Origin of the sequence: Pleomorphomonas oryzae DSM 16300, assembly GCF_000422965.1 — a bacterium.
In the GTDB taxonomy this organism is placed as follows: Bacteria; Pseudomonadota; Alphaproteobacteria; order Rhizobiales; family Pleomorphomonadaceae; genus Pleomorphomonas; species Pleomorphomonas oryzae.
Genome location: NZ_AUHB01000001.1, coordinates 605,814 through 629,226 on the forward strand (window position 1 = coordinate 605,814; position 23,413 = coordinate 629,226).

14 protein-coding genes are annotated in these 23,413 nt (G+C 62.4%); 9 read left to right on the forward strand and 5 right to left on the reverse strand.

Annotated elements, in window-relative coordinates:
- Nucleotides 1-6: 6 nt before the first annotated feature.
- The 5 genes from G522_RS0102860 to G522_RS29390 form a co-directional block, all read right to left on the reverse strand.
- The gene (locus G522_RS0102860) at nucleotides 7-8,043 is read right to left on the reverse strand and encodes a hemagglutinin repeat-containing protein (RefSeq protein ID WP_026789751.1); all 8,037 of its coding nucleotides are present in this window, start codon (nucleotides 8,041-8,043) and stop codon (nucleotides 7-9) included.
- Between the two features lie 68 nt (nucleotides 8,044-8,111).
- Nucleotides 8,112-8,975: a hypothetical protein gene (locus G522_RS0102865; protein ID WP_156886796.1), complete on the reverse strand. Its 864-nt coding sequence runs from the start codon at nucleotides 8,973-8,975 to the stop codon at nucleotides 8,112-8,114.
- Nucleotides 8,885-9,343: a hypothetical protein gene (locus tag G522_RS0102870; RefSeq protein ID WP_026789753.1), complete on the reverse strand. Its 459-nt coding sequence runs from the start codon at nucleotides 9,341-9,343 to the stop codon at nucleotides 8,885-8,887. The genes G522_RS0102865 and G522_RS0102870 overlap by 91 nt, the downstream gene beginning before the upstream one ends.
- 18 nt (nucleotides 9,344-9,361) lie before the next feature.
- Nucleotides 9,362-11,065 (reverse strand): ShlB/FhaC/HecB family hemolysin secretion/activation protein, encoded by a 1,704-nt coding sequence (locus G522_RS0102875; RefSeq protein ID WP_169453464.1) that lies wholly within the window; start codon nucleotides 11,063-11,065, stop codon nucleotides 9,362-9,364.
- 53 nt (nucleotides 11,066-11,118) lie between these two features.
- Nucleotides 11,119-11,850, reverse strand: coding sequence for an invasion associated locus B family protein (locus G522_RS29390; RefSeq protein WP_084632666.1), 732 nt, complete (start codon nucleotides 11,848-11,850; stop codon nucleotides 11,119-11,121).
- An 895-nt stretch (nucleotides 11,851-12,745) separates the two neighbouring features.
- On the opposite strand from G522_RS29390, the gene G522_RS0102885 reads away from it, so the two are divergent.
- From G522_RS0102885 to G522_RS0102935, 9 genes are all read left to right on the forward strand, one after another.
- On the forward strand, nucleotides 12,746-13,780 hold the full coding sequence (locus G522_RS0102885; RefSeq protein ID WP_026789756.1) for a fatty acid desaturase: 1,035 nt from the start codon (nucleotides 12,746-12,748) through the stop codon (nucleotides 13,778-13,780).
- Nucleotides 13,781-14,000: 220 nt separating this feature from the next.
- Complete coding sequence (locus tag G522_RS0102890; RefSeq protein ID WP_026789757.1) at nucleotides 14,001-14,360, forward strand: PilZ domain-containing protein; 360 nt, start codon at nucleotides 14,001-14,003, stop codon at nucleotides 14,358-14,360.
- A gap of 589 nt (nucleotides 14,361-14,949) precedes the next feature.
- Nucleotides 14,950-15,798, forward strand: a complete 849-nt coding sequence (locus tag G522_RS0102905; RefSeq protein ID WP_026789759.1) for a sugar phosphate isomerase/epimerase family protein — start codon at nucleotides 14,950-14,952, stop codon at nucleotides 15,796-15,798.
- Nucleotides 15,799-16,004: 206 nt separating this feature from the next.
- Nucleotides 16,005-17,183, forward strand: coding sequence for an AraC family transcriptional regulator (locus G522_RS25305; protein WP_051228172.1), 1,179 nt, complete (start codon nucleotides 16,005-16,007; stop codon nucleotides 17,181-17,183).
- 107 nt (nucleotides 17,184-17,290) lie between these two features.
- Nucleotides 17,291-18,400 (forward strand): Gfo/Idh/MocA family protein, encoded by a 1,110-nt coding sequence (locus tag G522_RS0102915; protein WP_026789760.1) that lies wholly within the window; start codon nucleotides 17,291-17,293, stop codon nucleotides 18,398-18,400.
- Nucleotides 18,401-18,442: 42 nt separating this feature from the next.
- A complete protein-coding gene (locus G522_RS0102920; RefSeq protein WP_026789761.1) occupies nucleotides 18,443-19,927 on the forward strand; it encodes a sugar ABC transporter ATP-binding protein in 1,485 nt (494 codons plus the stop codon).
- Nucleotides 19,928-20,001: 74 nt separating this feature from the next.
- Nucleotides 20,002-21,072: an ABC transporter permease gene (locus tag G522_RS25310; protein WP_169453467.1), complete on the forward strand. Its 1,071-nt coding sequence runs from the start codon at nucleotides 20,002-20,004 to the stop codon at nucleotides 21,070-21,072.
- A gap of 50 nt (nucleotides 21,073-21,122) precedes the next feature.
- Complete coding sequence (locus G522_RS0102930; RefSeq protein ID WP_026789762.1) at nucleotides 21,123-22,193, forward strand: substrate-binding domain-containing protein; 1,071 nt, start codon at nucleotides 21,123-21,125, stop codon at nucleotides 22,191-22,193.
- A 161-nt stretch (nucleotides 22,194-22,354) separates the two neighbouring features.
- Nucleotides 22,355-23,410 (forward strand): sugar phosphate isomerase/epimerase family protein, encoded by a 1,056-nt coding sequence (locus G522_RS0102935; protein ID WP_026789763.1) that lies wholly within the window; start codon nucleotides 22,355-22,357, stop codon nucleotides 23,408-23,410.
- Nucleotides 23,411-23,413 lie beyond the last annotated feature (3 nt).

Consider the following 23,413-nt stretch of genomic DNA (forward strand, 5'->3'; position numbering starts at 1 on the left):
AATTTCCTAAGGCACAGGATAAGCCGTGATTAAATTACCCGCCATATCAGTCTGAATTGTTATTCGCGACGTCGGTAAACCGCCTTGCGACTGCCTTACGGTTCCCACGACCTGCCCCACGTCAACGGTCCTCACATATGTTGGCGTTCCATTTATCATTTTTACCTCCGAAACCGGAGCGGAGACCACAGGCCGAGACTGTAAAATTCCCCTGATATCAGTCTGCGACAAGGTAAATTGGCTCTGTGAATTTGTTCCGCCAAAATGACGCGATACTACATGGTCCCACCCCGCAGCGACGGGATTACCTGCCTCATTAAGCGGCGTGTACCGAGATGAACCATTGGCAAGATTTATCCGTGACTGGACGCGTCCCGGAACAACCAACGGTACTCCGCCGCCCGACGCTGTTTGTGGCGGAACAAATGTCTCCCCGTCGAGCTTCTTAAGGGCTTCAGCGGCGGCACCAGCTCTTTTAGCATTGATCGCAAAGCTATAGATACCTTCGCCGGCTGTAACGAAAATAACACCCGCATCAACATAGGCCTGATACTTCTCCGCTTCCTCCTGCGACATCCCCTTTTTGACCAACGCTTGCACCAATGCGCTCTTGGCTTCTTCTCCGCTGATTGCCTGCTGCACATTGCCATAAAGGTGATTACCGCTTCCAGCAGCGGCGATCAGACCCGCGATGCAGGCCGCCGTTCCCGCGCCGCTCCCACAAACTGCGAAGCCACCGACCACGCCAAGTGCGCTTGCCAAGCCGTTAATAGTACCCTCTTTACTCGTAATGTCGGCAATGGCCGCCTTCTGAGCGGCTGCCGGCGACACGCTTCCGTCAAGAACACCTTTGTAATGGTCAGCAAGAATATGATCATAGTCAAAGACAGACTGCTTGACACTGAACACGCCCGCACCGTCACCTAAGTACTTTCCGAAGGAATTATCTTTATCGATGGCATTGGCGAAATCTATGAGATCGCTGATTTGCTGACGACAGCTAGCCGTCAGCGTGTCGCCCGAACATTCGGCGATTAGCTTGGCAGTATTCTCTGCAGACTTGTTTTGAAAGCCAATGACCTCTTGGGTCAGGCTAGCGATCTGCTCGGGGGTACAGTTGCCTCCAGCGCTGGTGCAAGCTGCCAGTCTGGCGGCGGCAACCTTGGCCTTGTCGAGCTGTTCGTGAGTCAGGTAGTTGAAATTGACATTATCAATCGCCGTCGCCGCCCCGGTCTGACCGCCGACAGCCGCGCCGACCATGACCGCCACCCATTGGGTGATCGCCTTTCGATCGGGGTCGGAGAGGTTCGGGTTGGCCTTCAGCACCTCCTGGAGGACGCCGTTGGCGATCTCGCTGGCTGCGCCGGCCACCGCTCCGGCGGCGATATCGCCACCGGCCAGCTTGGCGACAATCGCTCCCACCGCCGTGTGTAGGGCTATCTTCTCCGGCGAGCCTTCGGCAAAATGGAGTTGGTTCGACAGGTCACCGGCTAGCCCGTTGAGCAGTTCCGACAGTGCCGCCGCGCTTTCCTGCTTGGCCTTCAGGCGGTCGATGTCATAGGGCGTGACGGTGGTGTTGGCCTTGCCGAGATCGGTGTTGAGGCCGGAGAGATCCTGCTTTTGGTTGTCGAGGGTGAGCGCACCCGGCGTCAGCGTCGCCAGCGCCCGGCCGGAGTCTTCCTCCTTGGCCGGCTGGCTGACCGAGGGTGTCGGCGCGCTGACCTTGCCGTCAAAGCCGATGCCGACCGAAAGGCCGAAGCCGGACGACGACGCGTTGGAGACGTTGTCGAGGTTGGAATAGGTCAGGTGATCGGCCGAAAGGGCGTTGTTGCTCTTGTCCGCTGACGAGGCGATCACGCCGGCCTTGAGGTCCACCGCACCGCCGACCGCCACGTGATAGCCGCCGGCGCCGGCCACGATGCCGCTCTGCTCGGCGACGTTGGCAAAGTCGCCGTTCACCGTGCTCCGGCTGGCGCCGACCGTCACGCCGCTCGACGAGATCCCGCCCGACATCGAGGTGCTCTTCTCGCGATAGCGCGAGGCATCCTGCTGGCTTTCGATGGCAAGGTCGCCGCCCACGTTGGCGATCACCGTGCCGCCGGTCACCACCGCGCCCTTCAGCGAGGTGTCGTTGCCGGAATTCAGCGCCACCGTGCCGGTGCCGGTCACATGGCTGTCGAGCTCCTGGCTCGATGTCGCCGCCGTCTTGCCGGTGCTGTAGGCGGCGTTGGCACTGATCGACCCGCTGGCCAGATCCATGCCAACGCTGGCGCTCTTCGAGGTCGAGGAGCTGTCGGTCCTGCTGGTCGATTGGGCGCTCGACAGCGAGATATCCTTGGCAGCGCTCAGGAGAACATTGCCGGCGCTGGCGTCGGCCGTCGCCACCGGCTGACCGTTGGCGTTGAAGCCGGCGGCGATCTGCGCGCCGGTGCCGGTGATCGAACCTTCCTCGGCGCTGATCGCCGTCGAGCCGCCGCTGACCAGCGAGGTGACGACCGGCGTCGACGAGGAGACCGTCGTCTTGCTCTTCTGAGAACTCGCCCCCACCGACAGGCTGACCGAACCGAGACCGGACGCCTGCATGCCCTGCCAGTCGGTGAGGCCGTTGATCTTGCTGAGGTCGAGGCCGCCGGTGGCTTGCCCTACGCCATCGGCCGGAGCCGTTGGCGTGACGGCCTTGTAGCCCTGATAGATGGCCAGCGCCGCCGGCGCGGCGGCATAGGCGCCGTTGTCGCCGCCGAGCTTGCCGGCTGCGTCGACCAGCTTCTCACCCGCGCCGATCAGCTTGGAGGAGACCGACAGCGTGACGCCGGCGAACATTTCCGAATGCAGGCGGGCGTAGTCGGTCTGGTCGGCGGCCGCCAGAAGATTGACGTCGCGCCCGGCCGTTACGGCGAGATCGCGTCCGGCCGAGGCATTCGTCGCCTGAAGGTTGGCATCACGCCCCGCGTCGATGGTCAGGTCGCGGCCGGCCTTCAGCACCGACACCGCGTTGGTGTCGGCCGACTGCTGCGTGCGGTCGTCGGTCTTCTTGACGCCGATGCCGACCGACAACGAGCCGTTGCCGGCCGAGAAGGACAGGCCGAAGCCGGAACGCTTGGTCTCCGAGGAAGAACTGCTGGCCTCGGCGCCGGGGGTGACGTTGACGTCCCGCGCCGCGATCAGCTTCAGGTCATTGCCGGCTTCGACTTGCGAGCCGATGATGCCGATATCGGTGCCCGTCGCCTTCAGCGTCACGTCGGTTCCGGCCTTGAGAGTGGAGCCGACATTGTCGATGGAAGTACCGGTGTTGGTGGTTGCCTTCGAGCCGTAGAGCGACACGAAACCGCCGCCCGAGCCGACGAACAGGCCGCTCTTCTTCTGGCTGGAACTGGCAGCGTGGGTTTCCTCGGCGCCGATCACCGAAACGCTGGCGCCGGTGACGTCGATCGCCTTGCCCGCGTCGAGGCTGGAGCCGGAGATGGCCGCCGCCTCGCCCGCCTTCAGCGCAATGTTGCCCGACGCCTTGAGCTCACTGCCGACGGTCGTTTCGTCATAGGAGGACGAGGTCTTGGCCGAGGCGGACAGGAAGCCCTTGTCCGCCATGCCGGAACTGCGGCCAGCCGTATCGATGGCCGAGGCGACCACCACGTCGCGCCCGGCGGTGACCGTGAGATCGGCAGGACCTGCCGTGCCGGCCGTCAGGTTGGACGCGGAAACGGTCGCGTCGCGTCCGGCCTCGATGCTAAGGCCACCGCCGGCCGTCACCGACGAGGAGCGTACGGTGCTGGTCTCCGAGCTCCTGTCGATATTGACCTTGGTGCCGAACAGGCCACCCGACTTGATGTTGAGCTTCAGGTCCTGGCTTGCCCGGTCCTCGACAGAGGCGATGGACACGTCGCCCCCGGCCTTCAGGCTCGCCGTGCCTCCGGCCGTCGCGGTGACGCCGGTCAGCGTCAGGTCGTTGCCGGCCGAGAGTGCAAGGTTGCCGCCGGCCGCGAGTGAGGCGAGCGTGTTGGTCGCCGTGGCCGCGCGGTCGTAGCCGCCACGGATGGCGTCGTTGCGGCTGGTCTCGAGCCGCAAGGCTCCGATGTCGATGCCGGCGCCGGCGGTGACGGTCATGGCGCCGCCGGAGGCAAACTGCCCGCCGGTGGAGGTGACGGCGCCGGCCGCATCGAGCAGCAGCCCGCCCTTGGCCTCGATCCGCGCCGTCTGTTGCGCCCGGTCGGCGAAGCCGTTGGCGTAGAGATCCCGCTGGGCGGCTGTGGCGTTGGCGATCGACGCAGCCTTGATGGTCACATTGTCGCCGCTCACCGTACCAGAACGGTTGGTGAAGGCGCCGCCGGCGTTGATGATCAGATCGCCACCGGCAAACAGGCTGCCGCCGTCGTTGAGCAGCGAGTTGGTAGCGCCCATGGCAAGGCGGCTGCTCGAGGAAACGGCGCCGGAGTTGCGCACGTCGGCCGCTGCGACGGTCACCGAACCGCCCCGGATCTCAGCGCTGGCGAGGTTGACGTTCTCGGCTGTCGCCTTGGCAAGATAGAGGCGCGGAACCAACGCCTCGCGGCCGTTCACCGTCGTCTTTTCCATCCAGACGATGTCGGTGGTGAGCTTGGCGACCTGATCGGCCGACAGCGCCACGCCGGGCGCCAGATTGAGCGCGCTCTGCGCGGCGAGCGCGTTGTCATAGAGCGCCCGCATCATCTCCTGTGGATCGAGCGACGCGCCGAGGGAACGCTTACCGGTCGCGTCGAAGATCTGGTTCTCGACGAGGCGATACTCGAAATAGGAGTCGCCGAGGCGCTTCAGCGTGGCCTCCGGCTGGTAGCCGCTGAGGCGACTCAGGAAATAGTCCGAGCCGAGGTACTTCGAGGGATCGATGAACTGGGAACGCGTCTCGATCAGATAGGGCATGTCCGGCGAGGCGGCGGCCCCGAAGGTGGCGCCACGGCCGCTCAGCGCATCGATGCTGACGGCGAGCCGGTCGAGCGGCACGCTGGCACTGGGGGTAGCGCCGGCGGAGGGGGCGGAAGCCGCAAGCGAAGTGGCCGGACGGCCGGAGGAAAGCCCCGTCTGCCCCACGCCGCCACGCACGGCATTGTTGTTCAGATAGCCCGTGACATTGGCGTCGAGCAAACCGCCCGCTTCGATGGTGCCGAACAGCGAACTATAGGTGCGGGTGGCCGTACTCTCGTCATGGGTGGTCCACGTCCGCGTGCCGTGGGAGGTGCAGTGGCCAAAAACCTTGTGCTTGCAGTAGCGCTGGGAGTTCAGCGTGGCGATATCGGTGACCGTGATCTCGACAAGGTCACGCCCTTCGTTGAGAACCGTGTCGGCGCGGATCTTGAGATCGCCGGCCGCCGAGATCAGGCCATAGCTGTTGGCGAGCGAGCCGGCATCGATGTCGAGCTTGGCGCCGGACAGGATCTGCCCGGCGGCGCCGGCCGGGTCGGCCTTCTCGCGGCTGGTGGTCACGGTGGTGGTGACGTTGCCATCGGCGGTGACGATGGGATCGTCGGTTTCGGTGACGACGGCGGCGCTGCCGAGACGGGCGTTGCTGATGGCGTCCGCCTTCAGCACCATGTTGCCGGATGTCGCCTCGATCAGGCCGGAGGTGTTGACGATGCCAGCCGCACGATTGCCGCTGAGACCTGCAATGGAGAGGTCCTGCTCGGCAACGACGTCGGCGTTGGTGTTGGTGAAGGTGCCGCCAAGAGCGTAGTCGGCCGAGCCGCCGGCGTAGAGCAGACCGGTGTTGTCGAGATTGCCGGTGAGAAGCAGCGACACATCGCCGTCGGCCGATCCGAGCTGGCCGGCGTTGCTGAGCGAGGCGGCAGCAAAGGCCAGGCCGCGTGCGCCGTTGACGACGCCGTCCGCCGTATTGGTCACGCCATCCAGGGCGCCGCCGCCCGCACCGGCCAGTGTCAGTGTGCCGAGCGCGGCGAGCTTGCCGGAATTGTTGAGGCCGGTGATGCCGGTCAGCGTCAGATCGCCATGCGCCGACAGCTCGCCCCTGTTGGCAAGCGCCCCAGCCAAGACGAGCGAGGTGGCGCCGCTCGTCGCGGTCAGCGTTCCCCCGTTATCAAGTGTCGCGGCGCTCAAGGTGACGTCGCCGCCCTGCAAGGTGCCGGCGTTGCGGGCGTCGCCGCCGATCGTCGCCGTCAGGCCATCGGTTGCGGCCAGCGTGCCGCTGTTGGTCAGCGACCCGGCGGAAAGCGTCAGCGTTGCAAGGCCGCTGATGCTGCCGTCGTTGTTCGCAACACCGCCCACCTTCACCTTCAGCACGCCGCCCTCTGCGGCGATCGCTCCGGCATTGGCGAGTTGGCCCGCGGTGAGTTCGACGCCATTGCCACCGGCTATCGTTCCACTGGCGGCGTTGGTCAGTGTCCCCATGGCGGTAACCGACACATGGTCGAGCGACAGGATGCGCCCGGAATTGTCGAGATCGCCGGCCGACAGCACGGTCGTACTGCCATTGCTCTGCGCCGCGCCGGAGAAGGCAAGTGTGCCGGCCGTCGTCTCAAGGCGTGCGTTGGCCACAGCCGACAGGCTGGCGTCGGCGGACAGGCGCGCAGCGCGGGCCAGCAGATCGCCGCCGGCGGCGAAGCGGCCACCGGTGATCTGCAGGTCGCCGGAAAACAGAAGCTGGATATTGCCCGCGGCGCTGACCTGACCGTTGGCCGCCTTGACGGTGCCGCTCTCGATGGTGATGGCACCGCGCGAGCGCAGGCTGTCGCCGCCAGTGTCGTCGGCCCGATCGAGATCGACGAGGCCGGCCGAGATCGACAGGAGACCGCCGGCGGCGAGGCGGCCGCTGCCGGCCGTCAGTCGATCGGCCGTCACGCTGAGGGTGCCGCTGGTGCCGAGCGTACCGCCGGCATCCATGCCGGACGCGGCGAGCGCGCCGGCGCCGAGCGTCACCTCGGAGGCGGAGAGGCTGGCATCGCCCTTGGCCGCCACGACGGCGGCGTCGGCAACCTCAACGGCCGTCCGGCCCTCCAGAACCACCGCGTCTTCGGAAAACAGCGTGGTCTCCACCTTGACCGCGTTGCCGGTGGAGCGAACGGTCGCCGGACCCTTGGCGTAGGCCTTGCCGAGGGTGAGCTTGCCATCGGCGGACAGGGTCATGGCGCCGGCATTGGCCGCCATGTCGCCCTGCATGTTGACGCCCGAGCCCTGCTCGGTGGCGATCAGCTTGATGCGGCCGGCATACATGCCACCGAGTGCCGACGAGTCGATGGCGAGCGCCGGCTCGTTGCCGTCGGAGGCAAGCGGCGTGACGAGGCCGCTGGCATAGGCATAGGAATTCCGCCCAGCGATCAGGTTGAGATCGCCACCCGCCTTGACCGGCCCGTCCACCGTGATGGTTCGTGACACGATGTCGAACAGCGTCGAGCGGCTGAAATCACCACCGTTGGCGCCAATGGCGACATCGCCGCCTTCTACCTTGAGCCCGGACAGCGCGCCGTCCGGCCCAAGTTCTGGCTTGCCGGTGGAAAGCGTCGCCCGCGGCGTGTTGATGAAGCCGCAGCCGTTGCAAGTAAGGCCGTTGGGGTTGGCGATCACCACGTCGGCCGCCGTGCCGTTGACCTCCGTCGCGCCTTCCAGCAGCGACCGGCGGGCACCGGTCACTTCGTTGAGGATGACGCGGGCCGGACCGCTGCCCCTGAGATTGGCATTGCCCGGCACAAGACCGCCGAGTTCGGAGCGCGCCAAGTCCTGGTTGGAGTTGTTGAGGATCAGACCGGGCGTACCGACGTTGAAGTCGCTGTACTTGTTATGCGAAAGACCGGCGCCGTTGGGCGCGACGATATCGACGAGCGGCACGCCGTTGCTGGCCGCGCCGACCTTCGGCTGATTGGCGGCAGCGGCTGATGGGTCGGCCTGGACCACAGCCGGAACGGATTGCGCCTGGACAAGCGCCGGCTCGAAGGCCAGCAGGAAGCTCAGCAGGGCCGCCATCGCCCGGCTGAGGCCGGAGAGAAGAGGCTGTGGGTTCGCGAAAGCAAAACGACGTGACGCCCCGTTGCTCTGCAACATCGAAGTCTTCTTAAGCGTCGTCATTATCGTTCTTCCCTTGATCTCCAAGCGTCTCTGTTCCGGTGCTCAATCCCGGCTAGAGCCGAGCTTCCTCACGGGTGAGTCAGTACGTTGTTGCTGATGGCGGTGGCGCATTGGTCGGCGATCCGCCGGACCTCGTTGTCGACAAAGCTTTGGCCTCCCGCGAGCACCGCGTTCAGCTCGTGTCCTTTGTCCTGCGGATCGGTGAAGCAGGTCGCGGAGGCGAGGAGTTCGCCCTTGCCCGCATCGATCAGCGCGAAACGGCCGGCATAGCGGAAATGAACCTTCGGACCGCCGATCCACAAACCATTGCCCTGCGTCAGGCCCTCGTATTCAACGGGTGCGAAGTCGAGAACGAGGCCATCGAAGCCCTGCGCCTTGGCACCCGACGAAATGGCCGCGATGCGGCTCTTGTCTGGCCAGCCTTGTCGCCATTCGATGGGCTTCAGGGGAACCGAGAGGCTAGCTGCCGGCTTTGCCTGATACCGCTCGGCAAGGTCGGCGAGCAGCTTGTCTTCGACGATCTTCGCGGGATCGATCGACGGGAGCGACACCTTTGCAGCCTGCTCGCTGAGCCCGGTTGCCGCTCTGACAGAGGCATCGACCAGAAAGATCGCAACTGCAAATGCCGGCGCTTGGTTTTCAGTGCCTGGATTGCTGACGTCGATCCCGACTGCCATCGGCACAGATGGATTGCGCAGGGCGGCAACCGGCCGGTTGCCAATCTTTGCGGCATCGATGTCCAGCTTCTTGGTCTGAACGCACCCGGCGACCAACATTACGGCGGTGCATGCCATTGCGCCGGTGATGACGCGCCGGCTTTTGGTAAAGATTGTTATGGGCATCAGTGCGCACTCGATGATCCCGGAGGCGGCGGCGCGGGCGCATCCAGCTTCTTGTAGACGTCGGCCAACTGCGACACCGGAGGGCTGCACTTCTTGGAGCGCGCGATATCTTCGAGCACCTTGTTGCGATTGCGCAGGGCGTCGATCTCGACCTTCTCGGGAGATTTGGGGTCCATGAAGAACAGGGCCGGCAAGAAAATCAGGGCTCCCGTCACACCGAGCACGACGTTCTTGCCCTGAGCGGCGGAGCGCTCCTTGAGCGTGGCCTGTATCTGACGCTCGTTCGCCTCGAACTCGCGCTGAATGCCGGCGCAATCGAAGACGCTATCGGAAGGGTTGGTGGCGGCGATCGGATGCGCCTCCCGTCCGGCGCATGCGGATAGGACGAGGCCTGCCGTGGTCAAGGCGACCGTCACGGTCGCTTTCGTGGATCGAGGTCTGCTGAGTTCCGAGGACATTCTGCTCCGGTCCTGTTGCTAGAATTGTACCGAGACGCGAGCTTGGACGAGGCCGTCCGGCCAGCGCCCACGCCCGGAAACCGTGGTGGAGAGGATACTTGCGTAAGAAAGATCGAAGCTGACCCGGCCGCCGCGATTGCGGATGCCAATGGCCGCGCCGACCAACGTGCCGGTTTCGCTGCCTTCGGCCGCGTCGGCGAAGGTCCGGCCGATGTCCAGACCGACGTAGGGTTCGATACGGCCCACCGCGTCTGCGAGATCCTTCGAGGACGGCTCGGGCAGCAGATACGACAGCTCGTTGCGCACGTAGAAGGCGTTGCCGGCCGATAGCAGCGCATCGCGAGGGCCGCGCACCGAGCCATAGCCGCCGATCGCCATCTGCTCCGAGGCAAACAGCGGATCGTCCGACCACTGGCCGGACAAACGTGTACTGAAGCTGACCGATCCCGGCCCCCAATCCTCGCTGACGCTATAGGCCAGCGAGGCCGTTACCTTGCCGAACTGTCCCTTGGGCGAGGAGGCCGGCGCGTCAGCGTCGTCGAAGGCACCGAAAAGGGCGAGGCCTTTCTGGTAAGCGAGTGTCGCGCTCAACATGCCGCCCAGGAACTGCCGGCTGTGGCCGAGTTCCAGCGAGGCGATCGACAGTACCCGGCTCGACGTATCGACGTGGCTGCCGAGCAGAAAATTGTCGGTCGATTTCCAGGTAAAGCGGCCGGTGGCCCAGGTCTTCGACACCTGATCACGATCGAGGAGGAGCGTCAGATAAGGTGCAACCGACACCGATTGGCCGGAGGTATCGATGGTCGAGAATTGTCCCTCGATATTGGAGTGGTACTGACTCCATGAGCCGTCGATACCGGCCGTCAGCGGGCCATAAGGGATTGAGAAGGACGCCGTCACCGTGTCGCTGTTCGGGCGCTCGGCGGAGAAGAACAGCGGACTTTTCTCCATGGAGCGCTGATAGCCAAACTGCCAGAGGTCGTTGAGACCAAGAACATTGTCCAGACCGACATCGACGCGGCTCTGGTAAATGCCGGTCGACGGCGAGCCAAGATCGTCAGCGCCGAAACTCACCGACCACGGCTTCGTCCGCTCGACGGTAACGGCGAGCACGGTACCGCCGAGCGTCTTGCCGGGCTCCAGTGCGACGCCGGCCTTGGCCGAACTCAGCCGGTTGATCTGATCGACACCCTGCTCGATCTGTCGAAGGTTGACCGGCTTGCCCCTCAGTTCCGGGAAGGCGGTGGCGAGCTGGCCGGCCGTACCGCCACCTCCCTTCAGCACGATGTCGTCCATGCGCCCCTCGACCATGGTGAGGCGCAGCCGTCCCTGCGACAGGTCCTGTTCGGGCACGTAGGCACGCGCCGCCACATAACCGCGATCGACATAGAGCGCCGTCAGTGCCTCCAGGATGCCGTTGATCTCTGTGAGGCTCAGGCAGCGTCCTTGCCAGGGTCGGACAGCGGCGTCGATGCGGTTGGCGGGCACCAGCGTTGCCCCGGCAACCTCGATCGTTTTGACGGCAAAGCAGCTCTCCTTGCCTTGCGATGGCTGCAAGGCTGGTTTCGCTGAGAGCTCACCTTGGGGCGCACGGCTGAGGCTGCCCTGCATCCGCTCTTGCTGCAGGCGAAATGCCTCGGACTGCGTCCGCTCGATCGTCTCAGCCTGCTGCCGCGCCTGTGTCTGGATATCCTGCGCCCGAGCGCCGGGCGTGGACAGCAAGGCAGCCAGAAGTTCCAGCAAGAATGCTGGGAGGATGGCGGGACGACACATATTCACTGCGTCGCCTCTGGTGTACCAGCGGATCCGACCGGCAAAATTGGAGACGGCAGGTCTTTACCGGACGAGAGCTTCTTGAAGGCCTCGGCAAAGCCTTCAAGCGGAAAGACGACTTTGACTACCCTGCCATTTGTCAAACGGAAATAGGCCATTCCTTGCTTGCTGCGGCTGAGACCAGCAACAAGTTTGTTGGTCAGCGGCACAACGGCGAAGCAGCCGAGATGATTGCAGTTGCGATAGCGATGGAGGCCGGGCTGCACCTTGTCGGCTCCAAGTCCGAAATCGCTGGTGAGAAGCACATCAAGCGGCAGCAGCGTGACCAATCCCCACAGGGATTTTCCACCCTCTTCGCCGACCGATGAAATCGCCAGTTTCAGGATCTCGACATCCTGGTCGCCCTGCCGCGCCGAAACTGTCTGGCTTGCCTCACATGCCACACGTGTTGACGACGGCTGGGAGTCGTCGGACCCTGCCGGGGTCGCGACGTTGACGCAGTGAAGGCTCCACACGTTCGCTTTTGTCGCTGTGTCACCGCCGTTCGTCTGCGCGCCCCCCGCGGTGGGAACAGCGAGAAGGAACGCGAGAGCCAGACAGGAGCATGGAGCGGAAACGTGGGAAACGGTTTTCCGCGTCGGATGATGCGACGGCAATAAACCGCCCCAGATAACGAGCCAGCGCCCAAAACAAATTGTCCGCAAAGCGGAGAGAATCGGAAGAAGGAAAACCATTGTCTGCCCGAATGCCTGCGTGATAGCGACGGCATCGGAACATCGAGTAGATGAAAGCCCTAAAACCCATCGTTGTATCGCGCTGTGGTTGCTTTTTATGTCCCTAGCGTTTCGGACACAACCCAGATTGCATTCTGCGCCGCAAGTTGATGAACATCCTCTTGAGAGGATGGTTTGAATTTTACGAAGTCGGTTAGGTGAAATTACTTAAGAAACAGAACGATAGACAGGTGTTAATCCCCCGAAGGGGTTGGTTGAAAAGGGCCGGCAGTTTAGATGGGACGGTGCGAAGGCAAACACACGTGCAACTGGTGAGATGGGAGAACCGAACGTTTCGGCGAGAACTCTTCGTCGGCGTATCGGCTGATCAAGCTACCGGGCGTTGTGAACGACGCGGTCGGGAAGGGGCCGACGGGAATATGACGCAATCCACCTAGATCGATATGCTCTCGTTGTATGTTAGCTCGGAATGGAACAGCCAGTTTTTATGAGCCGCTCGGGATTCCCGTTCATCGGCCTTCCATCTGCTTTGCCGGCGAGGCGCTCACCGTTTCCAAGTTTAGAGAGGGAGGCTTGAGGTAATTCGCGGAAACTCTTCTTCGGACAGCCTCATGAAAAGGCCGTAATGGCGGGATAGACAACCACCCGGTTGCATTGCCGCGCCGGAAGCGGCAAACGTCGGCGCTTCATCTGCGCAAATTGCTCCCGAACATTCCCAAGATACGGATCTTGAAGCACAATTCGTATCGACAGCTCTGGACCATGAGTTCACCGTACCGAGACTTCTGCCAGCCTGTCAAAACACTCAGGCAAGTTACCAGACCGGCAGACAATCCCTTTCACATGCCGAATATCACCATCGATTCAACAGCCCACAGAAGGCAGGCCAACAACAATGACCGCAGAAACGATTTCCGGCTCCTCCGAAAGCTCGGAAAAGGCCTGGCTGAAGACCCTCGCCAAATACCGTACGCCGCACGCCGGACGCAGCACGTTCGAGTTGCTGGTGACAGCCATTCCCTTTGCCAGCCTTTGGGTTCTGACGTGGGCGGCTGTTCACTACGGCGTCTGGTGGGGCCTTGTCCTGATCGTTCCCGCGGCCGGGCTTCTGGTGCGGCTGTTCATGATCCAGCACGACTGCGGTCACGGCTCTTTTTTTGCCCGGCGTCGCTTCGATGATTGGACAGGCCGTGTCCTTGGCGTGCTCACCCTCACTCCCTATGACTATTGGCGCCGGGCGCATGCCTCGCATCACGCGTCGGCCGGCAATCTCGATGAGCGTGGCGTTGGCGACATCACGACGCTGACGGTCGCGGAATACTACGCGCGTTCCCGATGGGGACGACTCGAATATCGCCTTTATCGCCATCCGCTGGTAATGTTCGGCATCGGACCTGCCTGGCTTTTCCTCTTCCAGCAGCGTTTGCCCTTCGGCATGATGCGCGACGGGTTCCTCCCGTGGATTTCGACCATGGCCACCAACGTTGCAGTCGCAGCAATTGCGGCGCTATTGGTCTGGGCGGTGGGGCTCACGTCCTTTCTGGTCGTTCACCTGCCGATCGTCCTTCTGGCGGGGGCCATCGGCGTCTGGCTGTTTTACGTGCAGCACCAGTTCGAGCAAACGCACTGGTCGAGAGAGCCGGAGTGGCAGTTTCCCAAAGCCGCCCTGCATGGCGCTTCCCATTATGATCTGCCGCCCGTACTGCGCTGGGTGACCGCCAACATCGGCATCCACCATGTGCATCACCTCTCAAGCAAGGTTCCTTACTATCGCCTGCCTGAGGTTCTCCGAAACCATCCGGAACTCGCCGAAATCGGTCGGATCACGCTCTGGCAGAGCCTCAGATGCGTGAGGCTGGTTCTATGGGATGAGCAGAGCCGAAAACTGATCTCGTTTCGCCAGGCTGCGGGTATTGCCGGGAACGCCTAGGCGGGCCTGACGTCGGCCAGAGGCGAACTTCGAGGCCAGTGAAATCGCGCCGATCGCGAACACCAGGTTCGCTTCCGGGGCAAACGGGCCCAGTCCGTCGCTTTCCGATCGGCCAGAAAGCCAGAAGCAGGCAGCCCCACTACCCTGAACTGCATTGGCATCTCGTTTGCTCCGAATAGGAGCATGAGACGTCAATGTGTTTCAAAGGAAGGCACTTGCCATGCTTGATCGTCGTAGGGAGCATCGAGGGCGTACCTATTTGGGAGGCCAGATCGCTTTCAACAACCGTTGGTGTACCATCGATTGCCTGGTGCGGAACGTGTCGCAGGGTGGCGCGAGGCTCGAATTCCCACTGCCGGTGCTGGTGCCGAGCGAGCTCGACTTGATCATCCCTGCCAAGGGGTACAGTCGCCGGGTGCGGGTGATCTGGAAGCACGCAAACACACTGGGTGTCGCTTTCACGGATACGAACACCGGGACAGTCGTGCCGATCGAATTGGCGCGTCAGATACGCAAGCTGAAAGCAGAGCGTGACAGGCTGGCGCAGCAGATCAAGGACCTCAGCGAGTCGCCGATATGATCAGGTGGGCTCTGACGTTCATCGCAAACCGGCTTATCTTTGCCATGCTCTGCCTGCTGGCCGTGAGCATCTTTACGCAAGGCTCAAGTTGCCGCTACGGCGCCTCGCAGGAGATCATGCCGAGGCTGGCCAACTTGCCGGAAGCGCTCAAAGCCCTGGGCAAATCGCTCCATTAGCCAGAGCGCGTCACGCTCCTTTGAGAACACCGTTTTGGGGGAAGCGATGATATCGACTTTCCCGGAGAAATAGCGCGCGCCCGAAAGGCCACGCACGCGAGCAATGTGTGTCATATCACCCAGGCTTCTGCCTGGAACGAAATTGTTGGCGTTGTCGTCTTCCTGACCAGCGATGCAGCCAGTTACCTGACCACGACTACCATCTCGCTGATGGGGGCATCAGGTAAAGCCGCGGACTCCATCGGCTGCCTCCAACCGATCACCCCCATACCACCCCAGTTGCCACGGTCAGATTTCTCAAAAAACTCGCGCGATTGCTCATTTACCGCGCAAGCAGATCGATAGACACTGACACTGTGGGGATCGGTTCAAATTGGCGGATTACAGCCAAGAGATCCTGGGAGGAGCGTCAAATGAAGATCGGTGTGAACACCTGGGTCTGGACATCGCCGTTCAGCACGAAGGATTTCGGGCTTATTCCGAAGATCCGGCAAATGGGCTTCGATATTCTTGAAGTGGCGCTCGACGATCCCTCGATCATCGATGCCAAGGAGCTTAAACGGATCGCCGATGACAACGGCCTCGAAATCACCGTCTGCGGCGCCTTCGGACCAACGCGCGACATTTCCAACGAAGATCCGGCGCTTCGCCGGATCGGCATCGATTACATCCGCGACGGCATTCGCTTTGCCGAGACGGTCGGAAGCCACCTGTTCTCCGGTCCGGTCTACTCATCGGTCGGCAAGACCCGCATGATTTCCGACGAACAGAAAAGGCGCGAGCGAGACTGGTGTATCGCCAACCTCAGCGGACTCGCCAAGATTGCCGCCGATGCCGGCGTGCGGGTTGGCGTCGAGCCGCTCAACCGCTTCGAAAGCGACATGGTCAATCTGGTCGATCAGGCCATTGCCATCGTTCGTGACGTAGGCAGCCCGGTTTACGGCATCCACATCGACACCTTCCACGCCAACATCGAAGAGAAGAGCATTCCGGACGCCATCCGCAAGGCGGGCAAGGACCTGCTCTGTCACGTCCACGCCTGCGAGAACGACCGCGGCATTCCCGGCACCGGCCATCAGGACTGGAACGGCATCCGCGATGCGCTGCACGAGATCGGCTATGGTGGGCCGGTGGTGATCGAATCCTTCACGCCGGGCGCGGTCGAGATCGCCAAAGCGGCCTCGATCTGGCGGCCGCTTGCGCCCTCGCAGGACGAGCTGGCGGCCGGCGGCGCGCGCTTCCTCAGGCAGCTGCTCAACTAAGTTCCGGATAGATATGGCAGACAAGGCCCGACCCGGCGAAAGTCGTTCGACGGTTCGGGCAGGTCCTGTGCTACCGTTTCTCAAACGGTGTGAGCTGCCGGTACCAGGCCGCCGCGAACATTCTGACGCGGAGCGGGCGCACGTCGCTTGAGTTGCGCCGACTGGACCGATGAGCCAGCGCGGCGAGGAAAGTGGTGGGGAGTGGGGTGGAAGAACGGAACGTCGCGATCATCGTCGAGACTTCGAACAGCTATGCCCGCGGCATCCTGCGCGGGATACATGACTATGCCCGCTCGCGCCACGGCTGGACACTCTATCTGACCGAGCACGGACGCCACGAGATCGACCAGTCTTTCGCCGGCAACTGGAAGTTCGACGGCGCCATTGCCCGCATCGAAACCGATCGGATGGCCAAGATCATCACCACGATGAACGTGCCGACGGTGGATGTCAGTGCCGCCCGACTGATGAGCGGCATTCCCTGGGTCGAGACCGACGACGAAGCCATTACCCGCCTCGCCCTCGGGCATCTGCGCGACTGCGGCCTGCAGAACTTCGCCTTCTTCGGCGACCCCTTCTACAACTGGTCGATCTGGCGGCAGCAGAATTTCGAGCGCATTCTCGGACGGCCCGACATCATCCGTTCGCGCATCTTCAACCTCCCCACCCGCAAGGAGCCGCGCGTCCGTTGGTGGACGCAGCGCGAGGAGATCCGCAGCTGGCTCGAAAGCCTGCCCAAGCCGGTCGGCATCTTCGCCTGTTACGATGGGTGCGGCCAGCAGCTCTTGGAGATCTGCCGCTACTACAATTTCAAGGTCCCCGCCGACATCGCGGTGATCGGCGTCGACAACGACGAGCTGCTCTGCGAGCTGGCGACGCCCAGCCTGTCGAGTGTCATTCCCAACGCCTTCCGGACCGGCGTCTACGCGGCCGAGATTCTCGACCGGATGATGAGCGGTGAGAAGCTGTCCGAGCGCAAGCACTCGATCGAGCCGCTCGGGGTGCGCAAACGGGTGTCGACCGACGTGCTGACCGTCGCCGACCCACAGGTGGCGAAGGCGGTGGCCTTTATCCGGCAACATGCCCACGCGAATATCGGTGTCGAAGATGTTCTGCACGAGGTGCCGCTATCGCGGCGGGTGCTGGAGGCGCGTTTCCGCAAGGCGCTGAACCGCACGCCGCACCAGGAAATCCTGCGCGTCAGGACCAATGCCGTACGTGAGCTGCTGCTCGAGACGGAAATGTCGCTGTCGGAAATCAGCGAGGCGCTCGGCATCGAGCATCCCGAATATCTCAGCGTTTTCTTCAAAAAGGAGACCGGACTAACACCAAGGGAGTATCGCGATCAGGTTCGGGGGCGGTCCTTCCTCAAGATCGCCGACTGATCCCGTGGTGAGCGCGGTAAAATAGCTCATAAATCTCGCGCGAATGCTCATTCTCTTTCTCCCATAGCTCCCCAATACTACCCCCACAAGTGAACTGGGGAGCCATCATGAAGAAGGTAAGAGTTGGACTCATCGGGCTTGGTTTTGGGTCCGAATTTATTCCGATCTATCAGGCTCATCCGAATGCTGAAGTCGTTGCGATTTGTCAGCGTTCGCGCGCCAAGCTGGATGAGATCGGCGATAAATTTGGAATCGCCACCCGCTATACCGACTTCCGGGAAGTATTGACCGATCCGAACGTCGATTTCGTCCACATCAACAGCCCGATTCCCGATCACGCTCCGCAGTCGATCGCCGCGCTCAAGGCGGGCAAGCACGTCATGTGCACCGTGCCGATGGCCACCACCATCGAAGAGGCAAGGGAGATCGTCGGTCTCGTCCGTGAAACCGGCCTCAAGTACATGATGGCGGAGACCGTCGTGTACAGCCGGGAGTATCTTTTCATCAAGGAGCTCTACGACAAGGGCGAACTCGGCAAGATCCAGTATCTCGCCGCTTCCCATCCGCAGGACATGGAAGGTTGGCCGGACTACTGGAAGGACATGGTGCCGATGCACTATGCGACCCATGTCGTCAGCCCGCTGATGGCCATGGTGGGCGGCATGGCGGAAGCGGTGAGCTGCTTCGGTTCGGGTACGATCAACGACGAATGCGCCCGCCGGTCGGGCAGCAAGTTCGCCGTCGAGTCCTGCCATATCAAGATCAAGGATTCCGACCTGGCGGCGCATATCTGGCGCTTCCTCTGGGATACGGCGCGCCAATATCGTGAGAGCATTGACGTCTACGGCTCCAAGAAGTCGTTCGAGTGGCAGCTGATGAGCAACGAGGAGCCGGTGCTGCACACGGCCAAGAAGCCCGAGCCGGAAATCGCCGAGCGCGTCAAGGTACCCGACTACGCCCACCTGCTGCCGGAGCCGATCCGCAAGTTCACCCGTGGCATCGTCGACGCAGACCATCTGTCCTTCATTCAGGGCGGCGGCCACGGCGGTTCGCATCCTCACCTGGTCAACGAGTTCGTCAACGCGCTTCTTGAGGATCGCGACCCGTTCCCCAACGTCGAGCAGTCGGCCAACTGGACGTCCGTGGGTATCTGCGCGCACCAGTCGGCACTCAAAGGCGGCGAAATCGTCAAGGTGCCGGACTTCCTGAAGCGCTGACCTCCGGATCCGATGCCGTCTTCCTTCTCAGCGAGTCAAAGCATGGATGAAATTCTGCGCCTGTCGCACATATCCAAGACGTTCCCCGGTGTCAGGGCGCTGCAGGACATCTCCTTCGATCTCAGGAGGGGAGAGGTCCATTGCCTGTGCGGCGAGAACGGAGCGGGGAAGTCGACCCTGATCAAGATCTTGTCGGGCGCCTATCAGCCCGACGAGGGTGGGCGGATTTTCTTCAACGGGGCGGAGGTGTCGCTGACACCCCGCACGGCCCTCGAGATGGGAATCCATACGATCTATCAGGAGCATATCGTCTTCGACGCCCTGGACATCACCGAGAACATCTTCGTCGGAGCCGAAATCGCCCGCTGGGGAATTCCGCAACGCAAGGAGATGCGGGAGCAGACCGAACGGGTGCTGCGCTACCTCAAGAGCGACCTGTCGCCCGACATGAAGATGAGCGACCTGACCAGCGGCCAGCAGAAGATCGTCGAAATCGCCAAGGCGCTGGTGTTCCGGAGCAACGTCATCATCCTCGACGAGCCGACGGCCTCCTTCTCGTCGCAGGAGATCGAGACCGTTCTCGATATCGTCAAGACCCTCAAGGAAGACGGCATCGGCATCATCTACATCTCGCATCACCTCGACGAGGTGTTCGAGGTCGGCGACCGGGCGACGGTGATACGGGACGGCCGAAAGGTCAGCACCTACCCCATCGCCGGTCTCTCCAAATCGACCCTGATCAAGGACATGGTCGGACGTGATCCGTCGACCTTCTACAAGCGTGAACATACCCCTCGCGGCGATGTGGCGCTCGAAGTCAGGAACGTCACCGGCAACGGTGTGCGGGACATTTCCTTCAAGCTGCACCGGGGCGAAGTGCTCGGCATCGCCGGCATGGTCGGTTCCGGCCGGTCGGAGCTGATGGAGTTGCTGTTCGGCGCGGCGCCGCTGGTTTACGGCGACATCCTGATCGACGGACGGTCAGTCCGGCACAAAAGCCCCAAGGACGCCATCCGCAACAAGATGTGCTTCATTACCGAGGATCGTCAGAACACCGGCCTGTTCCTCACCAAGACCATCGCCGAGAACGTCGCGGTCGCCAACATGGTGAACACCCGGGAATTCGTGGTGCGTCCGGCCGACGAATTCGCCGTCGGCGAGAAATACCGCAAACTCCTGAACATCAAGGCACCGGATGCGCGAACCCGGGCGGTCAACCTCTCCGGCGGCAACCAGCAGAAGGTTGTGCTCGGCAAGTGGTTCAACACCGGCGGCGAGGTGTTCATCTTCGACGAGCCGTCGCACGGCGTCGATGTCGGATCGAAGCAGGAAATCTACAAGGTCATGGTCGATCTTCTGAAGGAAGAGAAAGCCATCCTGATGGTTTCCTCCGACATGCCGGAGGTCATTTCGATGAGCGACCGGGTGCTCGTTTTCAGACGCGGCGAAATAGCCGGTGAGTTGATCGGTGAAAAGATAACCGAAGAAAATATCCTCACCCTCTCGATTGGAGGAACGATAGAGTGAACACCCACGGCACCTCACATTCGACGGGCCCGCGCAAAGAATCTCTCTTCAAGAGATATGAAAACCTTACGGTCTTGTCGATTTTCGTCAGCTTTGTCGTGATCGTGGTCGCCCTTCAGCTGATCACGACGGGCGGTTCGCGGTTTCCGACGTTCATCAGCCCCGTGAACATCTTCAACATCCTCCAGCAGGTGGCCGTGCCCGGCATCATCGCCGTGAGCATGACGATGGTGATGATCTCCGGCGGCATCGATCTGTCGGTCGGCATGCTCGCCTCGCTCGTCTCTATCGTCGTCGCGCTGGGCATTTCCCAGTGGGGGCTCGGCGTCGGTCCGGCGATCCTGCTTGGCGTCATCTCGGCGGTCATCCTCGAGACGATGATGGGATTCATCATTTCGAGGACGCGTATCGAGCCGTTCATCATCACGCTCGGCGGCATGATTTCATTCCAGGGCATCGCGCTACTGCTGTGCAACTCGCGCGAAGTCGTCATGAAGGGCGAACTGTCCTTCCTGACCGCCAATCTGCTCGGGGGCGTCAAGGACCCGGTCACCGGCCTTGATCTGCGCATGCCGCCCTATGTTCTGCTGTTCTTCGCGATCGCACTGATCGGCGGACTGACCCTCAAGTTCACCAAGTTCGGCCGGCGCATCTACGCGGTGGGCACCAACCAGCGGGCCGCCTTCCTGTCGGGCATCGACGTCAAGAACATGCGGCTCGCCGTCTACGTCATCCAGGGGCTGCTGGTGGGCATCGGGGCAACCTTGCTGCTCGCCCGCATCAACACCGGCATCATCACGCTCGGCCAGAACCTCGAGATCGACACCATCGCCATGGTGGTGATCGGCGGAACGGCGCTGTCCGGCGGCCGCGGCAACATCGTCGGCACGCTGATCGGCGTGCTGTTCCTCGGCTCGATCGCCAACGCGATGAACATGCTGCGACTGCCGTCGGAAGTGCAGTTCCTGGCCAAGGGACTGGTCGTCGTCATCGCCGTGTCGGCCGGCGATATTTCTTCAAGAATTTCCGAGTTCCGCGCTCTGAAGCGCGATCAGGCCGACGCTCAAGCCGCGGCCGCAGAACGGATGAAAGGAGGATCGGCGCAGGGAGGCGCGCAGTCGGACATTCAGAACTCGTCCGCCTGACGGATAGCGAAGGACAACATCACAAAATAACGACCATAGGGAGAAACGAAATGAAACTGGCACTCAAGATTTTGGCTCTGGCTGCAATCAGTTCTGTCAGCGTCGTCGGCCTTGCCCAAGCCGGCTCCAAGACCATCGGCTACTACATGGACAACTCCGACGACTTCTATAAGGCTGGCTTTGAGGTGTTCAAGACCTTGGCGGAGCGCGAGGGCTGGACCGTTCTCGATGTCGTCGGCCAGGGGACCGCGCCGGACCAGATTTCGGCGGTCGAGAACTTCATCACCCAGGGCGTCGACGCGCTGCTGGTGGTGCAGAATTCGCCGGAGACCACCTCGCAAACTCTGAAGCTCGCGGCCGCCGCCGGCATCCCCGAGTTCCATCTGACGCACAATCCGCCGAACGAGCCCGGTCTTGGCGGCTTTGCCGGCTACGACTGGGTGAAGATCGGCGAGTATGCCGGCCAGTCCGCAATGCAGCATAACGTCAAGCGGCTGATCATGATCGAGGGCAAGCTCGGTCAGGGCACCGCCTCCGGCCAGACGGACGGCCTCCTCAAGTCCTACAAGGAAGCTGGCAAGGACATCGGCAATCTCGCCGAGAGCGTCGGCGTCAAGGGCGCGGGCGGCAAGGATCTGCAGGTGGTATTCTGGGGTTCGGGCGGCTGGTTCGCCGATCCGGCCAAGAAGGTCATGCAGGATGCCATCACCAGCCTTGGACCGGATGGCTTCGACGGCGCCTATGTCCACAATGACGAGATGATGGCGGGCGTGCTGCAGGCGATGGAAGAGGCCGGCCTTGATCCGAGCAAATATTGGCTCGGTGCCAGCAACGGTAAGGAAAAGGCCTGGAAATGGGTGGCTGACGGCACCGTCACCATGGACGTGAACGAGACCGCCACGCTCGAAGCCGACATCGCCCACCAGCAGATCAAGGCCTACTTCGCCAAAGAGCCCTACAAGAAGGCAGTGTTCGTCTCGGTGATCCCGTTCAGCAAGGCGGATATCAACGTCGACAAGCTCGTGCCGTTCTTCCACGACGACTACATGAAGAAGCGTGACGCTGGCGCCTTCGTCTACGACATCAAGGACCCGGTGTTCCGTTCGAATCCCGGTTATTGATGCCTACTTGCCGGGGGATGCCGTCATGGCAGCCTCCCGGCTCTTTTCCTGACGTTTGCTGACTTGTGGCCGACAACCGACCGGGCTGTTCCACGATATGGGCGGGCGCTCAACGACGCGTCGCGTCCGACCACAAAAGCCCGTCTCCAGGGAGGAACACGATGAAGACGATCAAAGGACCGGCGATCTTTCTCGCCCAATTCGCTGGCGACGCGGCACCGTTCAACAGTCTCGCCGGCCTTGCCGGCTGGGCAGCCGGCCTCGGTTACAAGGGCGTCCAGATTCCGGCCTGGGACGGACGGTTGATCGATCTTGCCCGGGCGGCCGAGAGCAAGACCTATTGTGACGAGCTCAGAGGCGTTCTGGCCGATGCCGGGCTTGAAGTGACCGAACTTGCCACTCATCTCCAGGGGCAGCTGATCGCCGCCCATCCGGCCTACGATGCGCTTCTCGATGGCTTCGCTCCACCTGATGTGCATGGCAACCCTAGGGCTCGTCAGGCCTGGGCGGTCGAGCAGATGCTGCTGGCAGCGAAGGCCTCTGCCAATCTCGGCCTCAAGGCCCACGTCACCTTCTCGGGTGCCCTCGCCTGGCCCTATCTCTACCCCTTCCCGCAGCGGCCGGCCGGCCTGATCGAAGCCGCTTTCGACGAGCTCGCCTTACGCTGGAGGCCAATCCTCGATGCGTTCGAAGATGCCGGCGTCGACGTCTGCTACGAGATCCACCCGAGCGAGGATCTGCACGACGGTGTCACCTACGAGATGTTCCTCGAACGCGTCGGCAACCACCCGCGCGCCTGCCTGCTCTACGATCCCAGCCACTTCGTACTGCAGCAGCTTGATTATCTTGCCTATATCGACATCTATCACGAGCGTATCCGGATGTTCCACGTCAAGGACGCCGAGTTCAATCCGACCGGTCGCCAAGGCGTCTACGGCGGCTATCAGCCCTGGGTGGATCGCGCCGGCCGCTTCCGGTCGCTCGGCGACGGCCAGGTTGACTTCTCGGCTATCTTCTCCAAGCTCACCCAATATGGCTTTGATGGCTGGGCGGTGCTGGAGTGGGAATGCTGCCTCAAGCATCCTGAACAGGGGGCGGCCGAAGGCGCTGCGTTCATCGCGGATCACATCATTCGCGTGACCGAAAAGGCCTTCGACGACTTCGCCGGATCCGGCACCGATCTGGCGGCCAACAAGGCGATCCTCGGTATTGCCTGAAGG